This window comes from Halomonas sp. MCCC 1A11062, assembly GCF_021404355.1.
Classification (GTDB): Bacteria; Pseudomonadota; Gammaproteobacteria; order Pseudomonadales; family Halomonadaceae; genus Halomonas; species Halomonas aerodenitrificans.
In genome coordinates, this window is the sequence record NZ_JABFTW010000011.1 from 73,240 (window position 1) to 89,284 (window position 16,045).

The window sequence follows — 16,045 nt, forward strand, 5'->3', positions numbered from 1 at the left end:
GAGTTCATGTCCCACGTCCATGCCAACGCTCGCTTCGTGCCGCTCGGTATCGCCGTGCTGACCGTGTCCGATACCCGCGGCTTCGACCGCGACGGCAGCGGCGACCTGCTCAGCGAACGCCTCTCCGAGGCCGGCCATGCCCTGGTCGACCGGCGCATCGTGCCCGATGACATCTACCGGATTCGCGCGGTGGTCTCCAAGTGGGTGGTGCGCGACGACGTGCAGGTCATCCTGGTCAACGGCGGTACCGGCTTTACCGTGCGCGACACCACGCCCGAGGCTCTCGCGCCGCTGTTCGACCGCGCCATCGACGGCTACGGTGAGCTGTTCCGCCAGCTCTCGTTCGACAGCATCGGCCCCTCCACCGTGCAGTCGCGGGCGGTGGGCGGCGTGGCCAACCGCACCCTGATCTTCGCCATGCCCGGCTCGCCCAAGGCCTGCGCCACGGCGTGGGACGGCATTCTGGCCAGCCAGCTCGATGCTCGCACCCGACCGTGCAACTTCGTCGCCATGGTGCTGCCCGAGCAGCACTGCTGCGAGTCACGCAGCGTCGAATCGGTACCTAACCACGGTCAAGGTGTGCGCGCATGAGCTGTGCCACGCTTGCCAAAGGATTACTCGACCTGGAGGTGGCGCGAGCGCGGATGATCGCCGCGGCCGAGCCGGTGCGGGGCGAGGAGCTCGTGGCGCTGGAGCGTGCCGCCGGGCGCGTGCTGGCCCGCGACCTGACGGCACGGCTCGACATGCCCGGCGTCGACAACAGCGCGATGGACGGCTATGTCCTGCGCCTGGCGGAACTCAGCGACGCCGGCCTGCCGGTGGTCATGCGGGTGCCGGCGGGTGCGGCCATCGAGCCGCTGCCCGCAGGCGGCTGCGCGCGTATCTTCACCGGCGCGCCGGTGCCCGAGGGAGCCGACTGCGTGGTGCCCCAGGAGCGGGTATGCCTGGACGAAGCGGGGCGCATGCACGTGGTCGGCGAAGCGAAGCCAGGGGCCAACATTCGCCGCCGCGGGGAGGAGTACCGTAAGGGCAACACGCTGCTGACGGCAGGCTGGACGCTGAACGCTGCGGCACTGGCGCTGCTGGCCAGCCAAGGCATCGCCGAGGTGCCGGTACTGCCGCGCCTCAAGGTGGCGCTGATATCCACCGGCGACGAACTGATCGAGCCGGGCACGGCATTCGCTCCCGGGCTGGTCTACAACAGCAACCGGGTGATGCTGAAGGCGCTGCTCGAGCAGGCCGACTGCGAGGTGCTGGATCTCGGCATCATCGCCGACGATCCCGACGCCCTGCGCGAGGCGTTCGCCATCGCCCGCGACGGCGCTAATCTGGTGGTATGCACCGGCGGCGTGTCGGTGGGTGAGGAAGACCACGTCAGGCCCGTGCTCGACGAGCTCGGTGGGCTCTGGTTCCATGGCGTGGCGATGAAGCCGGGCAAGCCGTTCGCCTTCGGCTACCTGGACGACGGTTCGCCCGAGGGCGTGCCGCTGCTGGGCCTGCCGGGCAATCCGGTGGCCTCCCTGGTGGGCTGGCATCTGCTGGCGAGACCTTTCGTTCAGGGCTGCCAGGGCCGCACCGTCGGGCCACTACAACACTATCGTGTGCGTGCCGGCTTCTCGCGGCGGGGCAGTCCAGGGCGGCGCGAGTTGCTGCGTGTGACGCTCGACTGGCAGGGCGACCATCCGGTAGCCTTGCTCGCCGGCGGGCAGGGCTCCCACATGCTGCATGCCGCCAGCCAGGCGCACGGCTATCTGATGATGGCCGCCGATACCGACGTGGAGGAAGGTCGTGAATATCCCTATTTACCCGCCGGACAGTTCGTCGACTGACCTGCTGTTCAAGCCCAAGCAGCTGCGCGAGCTGGTCAACGGCGTGCCCTGGTTGAGCGAGCTCGACGAAGAAGAGGTAACGGCGCTGTTGCAGGACTCCGAGCTGCAGTCGCTGAAGACCCGCGAATGGCTGTTTCGTCAGGACGCGCCGGCGCACTGGCTCTACATTGTCATCAACGGTGCGGTGCGCCTGGCGCGCAGCGCGGGCGACGGCCGCCTGGCCACCATTCGCTGCGTCGAGCGCGGCGGCACCCTGGGCGAGCTGAGCATGGTCTCCAGTGCGGGGGTCTATCTCTACTCCGCCGAGGCGCTGCGCCGCACCCACGTGCTGGCCATTCCCGCTCAGCACTGTCGCGAGATCATGGACCGCCAGCCCGCCTGCCGCGCCGAGTTCATGAGCCGGCTGGCGCTGGAGCTGACCGAGCGTCTCGAGGATCTGGCCCTGCTGACCCAGGCCGATGCCATGTCGCGGCTGGTCAGCTACATCCTGCGTCAGCTGCCGGCGGGGCGCAGCAAGAGCCCGCGGGTGGTGCGCCTGTCGATTCCCAAGCGCTGGCTCGCCGCCCAACTGGCGATGACACCGGAGACCCTGTCGCGGCTGTTGGCCAAGCTGCGCGACGGCGGCGTGATTGGCATCGACCGCCAACGCCTGACGGTGCTCGACGAGCAGAAACTGCGCGACGCCATGCTGGCCGACGACTGAGGTCGTCGGCGCGGGGTCGCGCGTGGCAAAAAGGGAGGGCTGCATGTCCCGAACCGCGAACAAACCTCGCACCCTGGTCTACTCCTGCTCCGGCTGCTCCGACGTGGCACAGCTGGCCAACGACGTGGCCGTGCGGCTCGACCACACCGGCGTGGCCGAGATGTCGTGCATTTCCGGCGTCGGCGGCGGTGTGCCGGGCCTGGTGCGCATCGCCCGCTCGGGGCGGCCCATCGTCGCCATCGACGGCTGCCAGATGCACTGCGTCACTCACTGTCTGGCCCGGGCCGGGGCGAGCGCCACCGAACACGTCAAGCTCTACGAGCAGGGCTTTCGCAAGCGCCGTGGCCAGAGCTACGACGACGAAACCGTCAACGAAGTAGCCGAGCAGGTCGGTGAGCTGATCGCCCGCCTGCCGATGGATGCCGTATCTCACGTAGAAGTCAACGCCGAGGAGAACGCATGAGCCTGATCGACGGCTTCGGCCGAACCGTGCGCTACGTCCGCCTCTCCGTCACCGACCGCTGCGACTTCCGCTGCGTTTATTGTATGGCCGAGGAGATGACCTTCCTGCCTCGGGCCAGGCTGTTGACCCTGGAAGAGATCGCCACCCTGTCGCGAGCCTTCGTCGAGCTGGGCGTGGAGAAGATCCGCCTCACCGGCGGCGAGCCCCTGGTGCGTCGCGGCATCGAGGAGCTGGTGGCCGAACTCGGCGCGCTGCCGGGGCTGCGCGACTTCGGCATGACCACCAACGGCGCCGGGCTGGTCAAGCACGCCCGTGTGCTCTATCAAGGCGGGCTCAAGCGGCTCAACGTCAGCCTCGACTCGCTCGATCCCCAGCGCTTCCGCGCCCTGACCCGTACCGGCGACCTGGCCAGGGTGATCGACGGCATTCGCGCCGCTCGCGAAGCCGGATTCGACCGCATCAAGCTCAACGCGGTGATTCTCAAGGGGCGCAACGACGACGAGGTGCTCGACCTGGTGGAGTTCGCCAGAAAGGAAGAGGTGGACATCAGCTTTATCGAGGAGATGCCGCTGGGCCAGAACATGAGCCACGATCGCGGCGAGACCTTCTGTTCCAGCGACGACGTGCGTGCCGCCATCGAGGCGCGACACACGCTGCTGCCCACCACCGAAACCACCCTGGGGCCGTCGCGCTACTACCGCATGGCCGACAGCGACTCGCGCATCGGCTTCATCTCGCCCCACAGCCACAACTTTTGCGCCGCCTGCAACCGCGTGCGGGTCACCGCCGAGGGCCGCCTGCTGCTGTGCCTGGGCAACGAACACTCCGTCGACCTGCGCGCGGTGATGCGCCGCCACCCCGGCGATCTGGAACGGCTCAAGGCCGCCATCGTTGCCGCCATGCAGAAGAAGCCCGAACGTCACCACTTCACCACCGACGGCGACGTGCAGGTGGTGCGCTTCATGAACATGACCGGGGGCTGACCCCCAACCTCGTACTATCCCGTCGTTCGCCGTTGACCCGGCAGCCGCCAGGCTGCCGCTGCGGTCTGTTTGCCTTCCCACGCCCTGTTTTCACTCGCTCCGCGCTGCGGCAATGCCGCGGCCTCGCTGTCGGCATTGCTGTCGTCAATGGCCCTATTTGCACTAGTCATTGGTGTTGCCGAGCCGCGCTGGCCATAGTCATTTCAGACGGCTGGAGAACGCGGAAATGAAACATTGGCGACTGGTACTGAGAGTGGCTTCCGACTCGATGGTGTTACAGGACGCCGGTGAATTGAGGCGCAACGCCAGCGCGTTTCTGCGCGTGAATAAAACCTACGAAGTGGCCTGCCTCGGTATCAACATGTTCGGCATCGACTTCCAGGCCGAAGATGATGAGTTCAATCACATCATGTGTCTGGTGAAGATCCTGGAAACCAGATACCGACTTTCCATCATGCAGTTCAGCAAGCTTGACGTTGCCAATGAGCCTGGCGTGACAGTAAAGGTCGGTTCCCAACCTGCGACATATGTCGCGTGAAAAGACGAAGGAGACAACAAGATGCAACTTCCATCGCTGATCGAAATTTCCAATGGTGACAAGGTGACGCCGACGTTTTCCGATGCAGAAATGCAGGGGCGTCTGAAGCGACTTCGAGACTACATGGCGGCCAATGGCGTCGACGCCGTCGTGCTGACCTCTTATCACAATATCAACTACTTCAGTGACTTCGTTTACTGCAAGTTCGGGCGCGATTATGGCCTGGTCGTCACCCAGGATCGCTTTACCACTATCACTGCCAATATCGATGGGGGCCAGCCCTATCGGCGCAATCGCCTGGGCGACAACGTCGTCTACACCGACTGGCAGAAGGACAATTTCTTCAAGGCGGTCAAGCAGCTCTGCGAAGGCAAGCGGCGCGTCGGTGTCGAGTTCGACCACCTCACGCTGCAGAACCAGCAGAAGCTGCTTTCCGCACTCGGCGAGGTGGAGCTCACCGATATCGGCGTGCCAACCATGCAGATGCGCATGATCAAGTCGGCCGAAGAGATCGCCCTGATCCGCCAGGGCGCGCGCATTGCCGACGTAGGCGGCGTTGCCGTGCGCGATGCCATCAAGGCAGGCGTGCCGGAATACGAGGTGGCGCTGGCCGGCCAAGCCGCAATGGTGCGCGAGATCGCCAAGACCTACCCGAACAGCGAACTGATGGACACCTGGGTCTGGTTCCAGTCGGGGATCAACACCGATGGTGCCCACAATCCGGTGACCAGTCGCCGCGTGCAGTCCGGAGACATCCTGAGCCTGAACACCTTCCCGATGATCTCGGGCTATTACACGGCGCTGGAGCGCACTCTGTTCTGCGAGCACGCCTCCGACGAGCACCTGCGCCTGTGGGAGGTCAACTGCGAAGTGCATCGCCGCGGCCAGGAGCTGATCAAGCCCGGCGTACGCTGCTGCGACATCGCCAACGAGCTCAACGAGATCTTTGCCAAGCACGATCTGCTGCAGTATCGCACCTTCGGCTACGGCCACTCCTTCGGCACCCTGAGCCACTACTACGGCCGTGAGGCGGGCCTCGAGCTGCGTGAGGACATCGAGACCGTGCTCGAGCCCAACATGGTGGTCTCCATGGAGCCGATGATCATGGTGCCGGAAGGTCGACCGGGCGCCGGAGGCTATCGCGAGCACGATATTCTAGTGGTCAATGAACACGGGGCCGAGAACATCACCGGCTTCCCGTATGGGCCGGAGCACAACATCGTCAAGTGAGAAAGCAAAGGGGAGCCAGGCTCCCCTTTTCCGACAAAGAAACAGGCATCTGGGGAATTGAGATGAAGAACGTAAAGATCGAGAACCTGGACTGGGTATCCTACCGGGAGCTCACCGAGAAGGGCCGATGCAAGATAATTCTTCCCGTAGGCGCCATCGAGCAGCATGGCCCCCACATGTCGCTCAATCCCGATGTGCTGATACCCAGCCATATTGCCGTCAAGGTGGCAGAAAGATCCGACGATATACTGGTGGCTCCCGCTATCAGTTATGGCTACAAGTCGCAGGTCAAGTCCGGAGGCGGTAACTTCTTCCCCGGAACGACCTGCGTATCCGCCAGCTCTCTGGAAAACTATGTCTTCGATGTGTTGCAAGCCTACGTAAATCACGGAAACCGAGAGTTCATCCTGATCAATGGGCACTTCGAGAACTCCATGTGCCTGTGTGAGGCAGCCGACAAGCTGGTCAACAAATGCAGAGCAGAGGGTGTTAGCGTAAAGGTCTACCTGCTTTCCTATTGGGATTTCATCAGTGAAGAAACGATAGAGAAGGTTTTTCCGGAGGGCTTTACCGGCTGGGCCGTCGAGCATGGCGGGGTTCTGGAAACCTCGATCATGTTGAAGATACATCCGGAGCTCGTCGACATGTCCAAGGCAGTTGACGTGGAGCCGGCCACCTTTCCCCCTTACGACGTCTTTCCCCCTGACCCTTCCTGGGTAGCGGCCTCAGGAACGCTTTCATCCCCACTGCCGGCAACCGCCGAGAAAGGCGAGATCATTCTCGATGAGTGCATCTCGGGAATTGCCAGCCGTTTTGGATGAACTTGTCCACAGGCCCTTTGCGGAAAACGTGCTTTGCAAGTACCGGCAATTACAATAACAGTGAGGTAGAGAACCGTGTCAAACAGCAACCCCCCACACAGGAATCCTGGCGACAGCAAGGACTTCCCCGAACCCGTTGCGATACCCCGTTTCACCGGGCGAGACCTGCCCCCGATCGGGCGGCTGTTCATTCAGTTCACCCCCCCGCTGGCGATCGCAGCGCTCATCCTCATGGTGCTCAGCAGGCCTGACAGTGTGGCAGCCGTCATCTACGATCTTCGCACCTTCGTCACCGGCAGCTTTACCTGGCTCTTCATTCTCTATTCGTTGTTTGCCGTGGCGGTATGCGCCTGGCTCGTTTTCAGCAAGATCGGCAAGCGGGTGCGACTGGGCGGCCCGAATGCCAAGCCGGAGTACAGCAATTTTGCCTGGTACTCGATGCTTTTCGCCTGCGGCCAGGGCATCGGACTGATTTTCTGGTCGGTGGCACAACCCATCATGCTGCGTGACGAAAGCCCGGTCATCCAGGGATTGGCGGGTAACGAAGCGGGGGGTGGGCTCGTCTGGGCCTATTTCCACTGGGGCTTCACGGCGTGGGCCATGTACTGTGTGGTGGCGGTGTGCCTGGCCTATTCGCATCATAATCTGGGCAAGACACTGACGTTTCGTGAAGCGACCGTCGATATCCTGCCCCAGTGGGCTCGCGGCGGTGCCGGCGTGGTGGTGGAGCTGCTGGCTATCATGGCAACGATCCTCGGCCTTTCCACCTCCTTTGCCTTTGCGGCGATGCAGTTCACTTCTGGCCTCACGTCCTTTACCGGAGTGACCTCGAGCCCTGGGGTCTGGCTGTTCGTCATCGTCGGGTTGGGCACCGCTGCGGCAATCTCGGCCTTCTTCGGTATCAGCCGGGGGATGCGTATGATCAGCGAAACGAACTCGGTGCTCAGCGTCGTGCTGGTGGTTGCCGCCTTCGTATTTGGCCCTACGCTGTTCATCATTTCCAACGTCACCCAGACGTTCGGCTCCTACTTCACCAATTTCATTCCGATGAGCTTCTGGACGGATGCGCCCAACACTGCCGAGCCCCTGGCCTCGTGGCAGCAGAGCTGGAACGGCTGGTGGACCGTCTTCATCTGGTGCTGGGTCATCGCCTTCTCACCCTTCGTTGCCGGCTTCATTGCACGGATCTCCCGCGGAAGAACGCTGCGCGAGTTCGTGATCGGCGTCACTATCGTCCCCTCCCTGATCGTCATGGTGTGGATCGGCGTGCTCGGCTCCGCTGCCATCTATTACGACGACTTGACGGGGCGCGGGCTTTCGGCGGCGGTGAACGAGAACGTTGCCAGCGGATTGTTCGTCATGCTGGAGTCGATCCCGGTCGTTGGTGGTCTGCTGGTGGTGGTGGCGACGGTGCTGGTGGCGACCTATTACGTCACCTCGCTGGATGCCGGCACCTATGCGCTGGCGGATTTCGTCTCGGCGCCGAAAAGGGCCGGTGCCTGGTTCCGGGTGGTCCTGGTCATCAGCATCGGCGCCGTGGCGACCGTGCTGTTGACCCTGGGTGGCAGCGGCGTTGTCGATACGGTACAGACCGGCACCATCATTGGCGCCTTTCCCTTCTCCATCGTCATTCTGCTGATGATCGTCAATACGATAAGACGACTGCTCAGTCGGGACAGGGCGATCAAGGAGCTGGAAAAGATGGTAAACGACCCAGATCCCAGCGTGGAGTTCGAGATCGAAGGAGACGGTGAATTCAAAGCCAAGGTCAATGAGGAAACCGGCTCGATCGGCTACCGTTCGCGGCTAACCTGAGCGTACCGTGGAGGCGGGGTCTGATAGCCGTGTCACCTGGCTATCAGACCCAATTCGGCGCTTTCGCCGGACATGCGGTAGGGCTGAGTGGCGACACTCCTTTCATATGTTGGCAATACCGGAGCGAAGGAAGTCGAGCACATGGCGCGAAGCCACGTTCAGCTCGCGCTCCTTGTAGTAAAGGCCGATACATACCTGGCCCAGCTCGGGAAGGCTCTTCGAACTCGAGGCATGCTTCAAGTGTTCTGGGATGACCGACCTTGCCATCGCCGTGATTCCCAGCCCCTCTTCCACGGCAGAAAAGATCCCTAACAAGCTGGTGCTGGTGTACATGAAGCGGAAAGGGTGGCGTTGACTCTGAAGCGACTCTTCCATGATGGCGCGATAGACACAGCCCTGCGGATAGGCGATCAGCGGAATAGGGTCGTCATAGCCATTGATGAGTCGACTGTCCTTGTAAACCCACTCCAGCGTCTCGAGCCGATAATCCCGGGAGTCCCGGTCTTCGTTCTCCTTGGCATGTTCCATGGCCAGGGCAATGTCGTAATGTCCTTTCTGATAGCGCTGGAGTATTACCTTGCTGATTTCACAGTCGACTTCCACGATGATATTGGGGTAGACGCGTGAAAGATTTCTCAGTGCCTTGGGCAGAAAAACCAGCTCGAAATCGTTGGGAATGCCAAGCCTGACCTTTCCAGAAACATTCTCTCCTCTGACCTTGGCAATGATCTGGTCGTTGATTTCCAGCATCTGGCGCGCGGCTTCGTAGAGGTATTCGCCATCCTCGGTCAGCTCCAGGCTCGCCCCTCGCAGAAATATCTTGGTGTTCAGTATTTCTTCCAGCTTCTTGATCTGCAGGCTGATTGCGGGCTGGGAGCGGCCAAGAAACTCGCCCGCGCTGGTGAAGCCACCCAGATCCTTGATGGTGACGAAGGTGCGCAGAAGGTCGGTGGGTATGTTGGTCATTGCGTTGCCATTTTGATCTTTTATGAGCGCATTGTGCATTCAAATTGGTCGCTTTTCAGCGAGTAAAATAACTTGTTGGTGGCGGGTGCGGCAACATACGTGGCCGCGTCGTGAGCCAAACCAAGAACAATGAGGTGTGAAAAATGAATTCCTGGGTATTGAGCACCTTCCTGGTGCTGACCTGCTATATGCTTATACATGCAGGTGCGGTTTATCTCCGAAGAGAACTCAAGCGAAATTCAAGCAGTAGCTCATTGAGGAGATAGCCATGGATTCTTACAAGTTGTTCAACTGGGGCCTGCTTTTTCTGACCTTCGGACTGCTGATCTACCTGGGCTACCTCTCATCGCGCTACATGAATAAGAGCGATGAAGGCGGCTTCTTGGTAGCGGGCCGCTCGCTGGGTGCCTTCGTAGCGGCAGGGACCATCGTCGCAACCGGCTTCAGCGGTTGGGGCTTCATGGGCTCACCCGGCGTAACTTATCAGTTCGGGGCCATCGAGGTGTTGGGAAACTTCTTTTTCGCCCCGGCGATGATGATAGCAGTGCTTTACTTCGCTAGCTTCCTGCAACGACGTGCCATCGAAATGGGCAGCAATACTATCCCTGAGTATATCGCCCAGCGCCACGGTGGCGGTTTGATGGGACGGGTGCTGCAGGGTGTGGCTGCTTTCATTACCATCCTGCTGCTACTCGTCTTCTTGACCAGTCAAATCAAGGCGGTAGGACTGCTGGGGGCCAGCTGGCTGGGGATTGAGCTCAACCAGAGCGCTTTCTTGATGGTGTCGGTGATCATCATCTACACCATGCTTGGCGGCTTGGCAGCCGTCGCCTGGACCGATACCGTCATGGTCTGCGGCATGGCGCTGGCCGCCGTCATCATCCTCGTACAGATTCTGACCTCTGTGGATCTTGGCACTTGGGAAGCTTCGCTGAACGCCATCGACCCCGAGTTGCTCAATCCTACGACGGGTGCGCACTATGGCGACTCCATCGCAACCGTTTTCCTGGTGCTGCCGTACGCTTTCCTGTTTGCCGCCGTCCTGCCCTACATGGCGATCCGCTTCATGGCCATGAGGCCTGACGTCAAACTACACAAGGTGGGTGTCTACGTCGCCATTCTCGGAGCGTTGCTAAGCCTGATTCCCATCGTCGGGCTCTACGTGCGCATGCACGTGCCGGATCTGGCCGACCCAGACATGGCCATGCCGGTCTATCTGGAGCAGTTCATGCATCCAGCCATTCAAGGCATCATTACGCTTTTCATCATCTTTGCCATGAAATCCACGGCTAACTCCCTTCTCCACACCGTGGCTTCTGCGACCTCACATGACTTGCGTCTCTCGCTATTTGGGCCGGTTCCCAACGAGCGGCTGGCCTTGGCGATCAACCGGGCCGCAGTGGTGGCTCTTGGGGTGCTTGCTCTGCTGATGATGCTTTACGCCCCACCGTTCATGCTCTCCTGGTTGGGCATTCTGGGCTCCGGCACCCTCTTGGCCAGCATGATCGGGCCGGTATTCATTTCCACTTTCTGGCAAGGCAGCGCGTGGGGAGCTCTCATCGCCATGCTGGTGGGGTTCTTTACCAGCGGCTACATGATGCTGTTCGCTGATGTAGGTTGGCTGATTGGGCCGCTGACAGGGTGTGTGATCTCGTCGGTTTGTTATGTCGGCGTCTCTCTCATGGCGCGGCAGTTTTCCTTCAGCCAGCGACTCTCCTGAAACTGCCAACGTCTCCGGACCATTACCGGAGACGTTGGGCCGGGCCTGTGGTACTGCCCCTTGTCAGCCACGCAAAATCCGATAGAGTCGAGGCGAAGGGCTTGGTTCGTCCGCAAGGTGAATGAAATGTCAACTACAACTACCCTGTCTCACCCCCTTTATGCCGATGTCGTCGACCTCGATCGCTACCCCATCCATGAGCTTGGCAGCGAGCGCGGCAGAGCGCTGATCGATAGCTGTCGCCAGGAACTGGCCAAGGATGGCTGCTGCACGCTGGAAGGCTTCATCAAGCCCGAGGCGGTGGCCAGGATGGTGGCGCTGGCCAACCAGCTGGAAAGCAAGGCCTGGGTCAGCGACAGGCCGCACAACGTCTATTTCGAGCCCTTCGATGAGACGGTCGAGCCGGATCACCCCCTGGCGTTCCAGGTGCGTTCGGCCAAGCACGGCATCGCCTATGACTATATTCCCGAGGATGCCCCTCTGCGTCGCTTGTACGAATCGGATGACTTGACGAGATTCATTGGGGCGGTGCTGGAGAAGCCGGTGCTGTATCGCAGCGCCGACCCGCTCGATGCGTTCCAGATTACCCTGTTCAAGCCGGGTGAGGAGCTTGGTTGGCATTACGACCGCAGCGAATTCTCGGTCACGGTCATGTATCAGAAAGCCGAGAAAGGCGGCGACTTCGAGTACGTGCCTGCCCTGAGGACCAAGCAGGACGAGTGCTATGATGAGGTCAGGAAGGTGCTGCACGGCGACCGCTCCCGAATCAAGGTCCAGTCCGGTGAGCCTGGGACGCTCGCCTTCTTCCATGGCAACTGTGCCATGCATCGTGTTACACCGGTTGAAGGAGAGACACCAAGGATCAACTCGGTTCTGACATATGGCGAACATGAGGATATGCGCCTTAACGATTTGACTTCGGAGTTGTTTTACGGTCGAACTTCTCCTCGTTAACATTTGATTTTCTATCCAAGGCCTTGGAGAGTGTCCCTATAGGGCACTGAGCCCTGTCCTAAGGCGTCGACATGTATCCCTCTGCTTCCAGCGAGCCCCTCTCGGTCGGCTTCGTCCTGTTGAACCGCTTCACCCTGCTGCCGTTTGCGGCCTTCGTCGACTGCCTGCGCCTGGCGGCCGACGAGGGGGACCGCAGCCGCCAGCTGCGCTGCCACTGGACCTTCATGACCAGTACGGGGGAGCAGGCCACTTCCAGCTGCGGGGCGGCCATCTCGCCCTGCGAGCCCTTCCGCGATCCGGCGAGCTTCGATTACATCGTGGTGATCGGCGGGGTGCAGGACGAGCGCGACCGGGTGGACTCCACGGCGCTGGCCTATCTGCGTCGCTCGGCGGATGTCGGGGTGCCGCTGGTCGGGCTGTGCACCGGGGTCTTTGCGCTGATTCAGGCGGGGCTGATGAAGGGGCGCCGCTGCTGCGTGAGCTGGTACCACCACCGCGACATGATCCAGCGCTTTCCTGCCATCGAGCCCGTCGCCGATCGCCTGTTCATCGACGACGGCGACCGTCTCACCTGCGCCGGCGGCGCGGCGGGAGCGGACCTGGCCGCCTATCTCATCGAGCGTCACCTGGGCAAGGCATGGGCGATGAAGAGCCTGCACATCATGCTGCTCGACGAGGCGCGAACGGGAGTTCACCCCCAGCCCCAGCCGGTGGTGTTCGGCAAGATCGAGGACCGCCTGGTGCGCAAGGCCATTGCCCTGCTCGAGCAGCACCTGGGGGAGATGATCTCCATGGAGGTGCTCGCCGAGCGGGTCGGTACCTCACGGCGCAATCTGGAGCGCCGCTTCAAGGAGACGCTCGGCGTCAGCCCGCAGAAGTTCTCCCGCGACCTGCGCCTGCGCTACGGTGTGTGGCTGCTGCATTACACCGGCAAGAGCATCACCGAAATCGGCGAGCGCTGCGGCTTTGCCGATACGGCCCACTTCTCGCGCCACTTTCGTAGCGCCTTCGGCATGACGCCGTCGGAAATGCGCAAGAGCGTCAGCGAGCCGGGAGGCGCTCGGGTCGATCCCTTCTTCCTGCATGTCGAGGGCCGTCCGGCGCTCTGAGCCGGCCTGCTCCACCCGTCCGCCCCATGCGGCTTTGAGCTCGCTTCCCTGGCGCGTGCTTCATCAGCTCGAATCAATATGCCAGGGCTGCCGGCTCGACTCGGACATTCAGCAAGCCTGTCGCATTCGTTCAATCTTTCCTGCTCCCGGTTGCCTTTAATCCAAGCATAAGGATTTCAAATTTTTCACCTGGGCAGGTAGCCGATAGATTCGAGGCAACCCCTGCCGATACTAGACAGCAGATACCAGACAACAACAGGAGTCAGTCATGAACCAGGTTGGTCTCGCCGCATTCGATTCTCAGGTTGCCGCCGCCATTGCCGATGAAGTGGCCCGTCAGGAGGCCCACGTCGAGCTGATCGCCTCCGAAAACTACGCCAGCCGGGCCGTGATGGAGGCCCAGGGCACCCAGTTGACCAACAAGTACGCCGAAGGCTACCCGGGCAAGCGCTACTACGGTGGCTGCGAGCACGTCGACGTGGTCGAGAAGCTCGCCATCGAGCGTGCCTGCGACCTGTTCGGCGCCGACTATGCCAACGTGCAGCCCCACTCCGGCGCCCAGGCCAACGCCGCCGTCTTCATGGCGCTGGTCAGCCCCGGCGACACCGTGCTCGGCATGAGCCTGGCCCACGGCGGCCACCTGACCCACGGTGCGGCGCCCAACTTCTCCGGCAAGCACTACCACGCCGTGCAGTACGGCCTGAACCCCGAGACCGGCGAGATCGACTACGAAGAGGTCGAGCGGCTGGCGCGCAGCCACAAGCCCAAGATGATCATTGCCGGCTTCTCCGCCTACTCCCGTGTGGTCGACTGGCGGCGTTTCCGCAACATCGCCGATGAAGTCGGCGCCTGGCTGATGGTGGACATGGCCCACGTGGCGGGCCTGGTCGCTGCCGGCCTCTACCCGAGCCCGGTGCCCCACGCCCACGTGGTCACCACCACTACCCACAAGACCCTGCGCGGCCCGCGCGGCGGCCTGATCATCTCCGCCCATGGCGATGCGGAGCTGTACAAGAAGCTCAACGGCGCGGTGTTCCCCGGCCAGCAGGGCGGTCCGCTGATGCACGTCATCGCGGCCAAGGCAGTGGCCTTCAAGGAAGCCATGAGCCAGGCCTTCGTGCAGTACCAGCAGCGCGTGATCGACAACGCCCAGGCCATGGCCAAGGTCTTCGTCGAGCGCGGCTACGACGTGGTCTCCGGCGGCACCGATGACCACCTCTTCCTGGTTTCGCTGATTCGTCAGGGCGTTACCGGCAAGGACGCCGATGCGGCGCTGGGCCGGGCCCACATCACCGTCAACAAGAACGCCGTGCCCAACGACCCGCAGAGCCCATTCGTGACGTCCGGCCTGCGCATCGGCACCCCGGCGGTAACCTCGCGCGGCTTCGACGTGGCCGACTGCGAGGCCCTGGCCGGCTGGATCTGCGACATCCTCGACGTGCTGGCCGAGCAGGGCAATACCGATGCCGTGGAGGCCGAGGTGCGCGCCAAGGTCGCCGAGCTGTGTGAGCGGCACCCGGTCTATGGCGCCGCTCCGGCCGCGGTAGAAGAAACCGCCACCGCCTGAACCCGTATGGGACCGGCCCCGCTCGGCAGGGCCGGTCGAGGAGAGACGAGATGCAACGCTATTCAGGATTCGGGCTGGCCAAGCACGCCCTCAGTCACCACGAGAACTGGGAGCGCCAGTGGCGCAACCCCACCCCCAAGAAGCAGTACGACGTGATCATCGTCGGCGGCGGCGGCCACGGCCTGGCCACCGCCTACTACCTGGCCAAGGAACACGGCATCAAGAACGTGGCGGTGGTCGAGAAGGGCTGGCTGGGCGGCGGCAACACCGCGCGCAACACCACCATCGTGCGCTCCAACTATCTGTGGGACGAGGCCGCGGCGCTCTACGAGCACGCCATGAAGCTGTGGGAGGGACTCTCCCAGGACCTCAACTACAACGTGATGTTCTCCCAGCGTGGGGTCATGAACCTGGGCCACACCCTGCAGGACATGCGTGACATCCAGCGCCGGGTCAACGCCAACCGCCTGAACGGCATCGACGGTGAAGTGCTCACTCCCGAGCAGATCCAGGAGATCGTGCCGATCATGGACTGCTCGAAGAACGCCCGTTATCCGATCCTCGGCGCCTCCTGGCAGCCGCGCGCCGGCGTGGCGCGCCACGATGCCGTGGCCTGGGGCTTTGCCCGCGCCGCCGACGCACTGGGCGTCGACCTGCTGCAGAACACCGAGGTCACCGGCTTCAAGATTCGCGATGGCCGTGTCTACGGCGTGCACACCAACCGCGGCGACATCGAAGCCAAGACCGTCGGCTGCGTGGCGGCGGGCAACTCGGGCGTGCTGGCGAAGATGGCCGGTTTCCGCCTGCCGCTGGAGTCGCATCCGCTGCAGGCGCTGGTTTCCGAACCGCTCAAGCCGGTGCTCGACACAGTGGTGATGTCCAACCACGTGCACGGTTACATCAGCCAGACCGACAAGGGCGACCTGGTCATCGGTGCGGGCATCGACGGCTACAACGGTTACGGCCAGCGCGGCAGCTACCCCACCATCGAGCACACCCTGCAGGCCATCGTCGAGATGTTCCCGATCTTCTCGCGGGTGCGCATGAACCGCCAGTGGGGCGGCATCGTCGACACCTGCCCAGACGCCTGCCCGATTCTCTCGGCCACGCCGGTGAAGGGCCTGTTCTTCAACTGTGGCTGGGGTACCGGTGGCTTCAAGGCCACTCCGGGCTCGGGTCATGTGTTCGCCTGGACCCTGGCCAAGAACCAGGCTCACCCGCTTGCGGCCCCGTTCTCCATCGACCGTTTCCATACCGGTGCCTTGGTCGACGAGCATGGTGCGGCCGGCGTTGCTCACTGACTTCTGCGAGCTGCGCCACGCGATGGCTGCGTTGTCCGATTCATCG

General features: G+C 62.4%; 15 protein-coding genes. 14 read left to right on the plus strand and 1 reads right to left on the minus strand.

Annotated elements, in window-relative coordinates; genetic code table 11:
• Window positions 1-6 precede the first annotated feature (6 nt).
• The 9 genes from moaB to HOP58_RS13640 all read left to right on the plus strand — a co-directional run bounded on the left by moaB (window position 7) and on the right by HOP58_RS13640 (window position 8,382).
• The gene (moaB, locus tag HOP58_RS13600; RefSeq protein WP_234260594.1) at window positions 7-591 is read left to right on the plus strand and encodes a molybdenum cofactor biosynthesis protein B; all 585 of its coding nucleotides are present in this window, start codon (window positions 7-9) and stop codon (window positions 589-591) included.
• Entirely contained in the window at window positions 588-1,829 is a 1,242-nt protein-coding gene (gene glp / locus HOP58_RS13605) for a gephyrin-like molybdotransferase Glp (RefSeq protein WP_234260595.1), read from the plus strand. Before moaB ends, glp begins: the two co-directional genes overlap by 4 nt.
• Window positions 1,789-2,532: a Crp/Fnr family transcriptional regulator gene (locus HOP58_RS13610; protein WP_010626267.1), complete on the plus strand. Its 744-nt coding sequence runs from the start codon at window positions 1,789-1,791 to the stop codon at window positions 2,530-2,532. The genes glp and HOP58_RS13610 overlap by 41 nt, the downstream gene beginning before the upstream one ends.
• Window positions 2,533-2,575: 43 nt before the next feature.
• Window positions 2,576-2,995 (plus strand): putative zinc-binding protein, encoded by a 420-nt coding sequence (locus tag HOP58_RS13615; RefSeq protein WP_234260596.1) that lies wholly within the window; start codon window positions 2,576-2,578, stop codon window positions 2,993-2,995.
• Window positions 2,992-3,978, plus strand: coding sequence for a GTP 3',8-cyclase MoaA (gene moaA / locus HOP58_RS13620; protein WP_234260597.1), 987 nt, complete (start codon window positions 2,992-2,994; stop codon window positions 3,976-3,978). Before HOP58_RS13615 ends, moaA begins: the two co-directional genes overlap by 4 nt.
• Before the next feature lie 226 nt (window positions 3,979-4,204).
• Window positions 4,205-4,516 carry a hypothetical protein gene (locus HOP58_RS13625; RefSeq protein WP_234260598.1) on the plus strand — a complete coding sequence of 104 codons (312 nt, stop codon included), beginning with the start codon at window positions 4,205-4,207 and terminating at the stop codon, window positions 4,514-4,516.
• Between the two features lie 21 nt (window positions 4,517-4,537).
• Window positions 4,538-5,746: a M24 family metallopeptidase gene (locus tag HOP58_RS13630; protein WP_234260599.1), complete on the plus strand. Its 1,209-nt coding sequence runs from the start codon at window positions 4,538-4,540 to the stop codon at window positions 5,744-5,746.
• A gap of 62 nt (window positions 5,747-5,808) precedes the next feature.
• Window positions 5,809-6,567: a creatininase gene (locus HOP58_RS13635; protein WP_234260600.1), complete on the plus strand. Its 759-nt coding sequence runs from the start codon at window positions 5,809-5,811 to the stop codon at window positions 6,565-6,567.
• Window positions 6,568-6,642: 75 nt separating this feature from the next.
• The gene (locus HOP58_RS13640; protein WP_234260601.1) at window positions 6,643-8,382 is read left to right on the plus strand and encodes a BCCT family transporter; all 1,740 of its coding nucleotides are present in this window, start codon (window positions 6,643-6,645) and stop codon (window positions 8,380-8,382) included.
• A 102-nt stretch (window positions 8,383-8,484) separates the two neighbouring features.
• Here HOP58_RS13640 and HOP58_RS13645 read toward each other — a convergent pair whose 3' ends face one another.
• Window positions 8,485-9,387 carry a LysR family transcriptional regulator gene (locus HOP58_RS13645; RefSeq protein WP_234260602.1) on the minus strand — a complete coding sequence of 301 codons (903 nt, stop codon included), beginning with the start codon at window positions 9,385-9,387 and terminating at the stop codon, window positions 8,485-8,487.
• 229 nt (window positions 9,388-9,616) lie between these two features.
• Between HOP58_RS13645 and HOP58_RS13650 the strand changes: the two genes are divergently transcribed.
• From HOP58_RS13650 to HOP58_RS13670, 5 genes are all read left to right on the plus strand, one after another.
• On the plus strand, window positions 9,617-11,068 hold the full coding sequence (locus HOP58_RS13650) for a sodium:solute symporter family protein (RefSeq protein WP_234260603.1): 1,452 nt from the start codon (window positions 9,617-9,619) through the stop codon (window positions 11,066-11,068).
• Window positions 11,069-11,128: 60 nt separating this feature from the next.
• On the plus strand, window positions 11,129-12,022 hold the full coding sequence (locus HOP58_RS13655; protein ID WP_234260604.1) for a hypothetical protein: 894 nt from the start codon (window positions 11,129-11,131) through the stop codon (window positions 12,020-12,022).
• Between the two features lie 71 nt (window positions 12,023-12,093).
• The gene (locus HOP58_RS13660; RefSeq protein ID WP_234253256.1) at window positions 12,094-13,131 is read left to right on the plus strand and encodes a GlxA family transcriptional regulator; all 1,038 of its coding nucleotides are present in this window, start codon (window positions 12,094-12,096) and stop codon (window positions 13,129-13,131) included.
• A gap of 268 nt (window positions 13,132-13,399) precedes the next feature.
• Window positions 13,400-14,698, plus strand: coding sequence for a serine hydroxymethyltransferase (gene glyA, locus HOP58_RS13665; protein ID WP_234260605.1), 1,299 nt, complete (start codon window positions 13,400-13,402; stop codon window positions 14,696-14,698).
• Window positions 14,699-14,748: 50 nt separating this feature from the next.
• A complete protein-coding gene (locus tag HOP58_RS13670) occupies window positions 14,749-15,999 on the plus strand; it encodes a sarcosine oxidase subunit beta family protein (protein WP_086510496.1) in 1,251 nt (416 codons plus the stop codon).
• Window positions 16,000-16,045 lie beyond the last annotated feature (46 nt).

Coding starts and splice junctions, on each gene's coding strand:
- moaB (WP_234260594.1), top strand. CDS start 7: ATGTCCCACGTCCATGCCAACGCTCGCTTCGTGCCGCTCGGTATCGCC.
- glp (WP_234260595.1), top strand. CDS start 588: ATGAGCTGTGCCACGCTTGCCAAAGGATTACTCGACCTGGAGGTGGCG.
- HOP58_RS13615 (WP_234260596.1), top strand. CDS start 2,576: ATGTCCCGAACCGCGAACAAACCTCGCACCCTGGTCTACTCCTGCTCC.
- moaA (WP_234260597.1), top strand. CDS start 2,992: ATGAGCCTGATCGACGGCTTCGGCCGAACCGTGCGCTACGTCCGCCTC.
- HOP58_RS13625 (WP_234260598.1), top strand. CDS start 4,205: ATGAAACATTGGCGACTGGTACTGAGAGTGGCTTCCGACTCGATGGTG.
- HOP58_RS13630 (WP_234260599.1), top strand. CDS start 4,538: ATGCAACTTCCATCGCTGATCGAAATTTCCAATGGTGACAAGGTGACG.
- HOP58_RS13635 (WP_234260600.1), top strand. CDS start 5,809: ATGAAGAACGTAAAGATCGAGAACCTGGACTGGGTATCCTACCGGGAG.
- HOP58_RS13645 (WP_234260602.1), bottom strand. CDS start 9,387: ATGCACAATGCGCTCATAAAAGATCAAAATGGCAACGCAATGACCAAC.
- HOP58_RS13650 (WP_234260603.1), top strand. CDS start 9,617: ATGGATTCTTACAAGTTGTTCAACTGGGGCCTGCTTTTTCTGACCTTC.
- HOP58_RS13660 (WP_234253256.1), top strand. CDS start 12,094: ATGTATCCCTCTGCTTCCAGCGAGCCCCTCTCGGTCGGCTTCGTCCTG.
- glyA (WP_234260605.1), top strand. CDS start 13,400: ATGAACCAGGTTGGTCTCGCCGCATTCGATTCTCAGGTTGCCGCCGCC.
- HOP58_RS13670 (WP_086510496.1), top strand. CDS start 14,749: ATGCAACGCTATTCAGGATTCGGGCTGGCCAAGCACGCCCTCAGTCAC.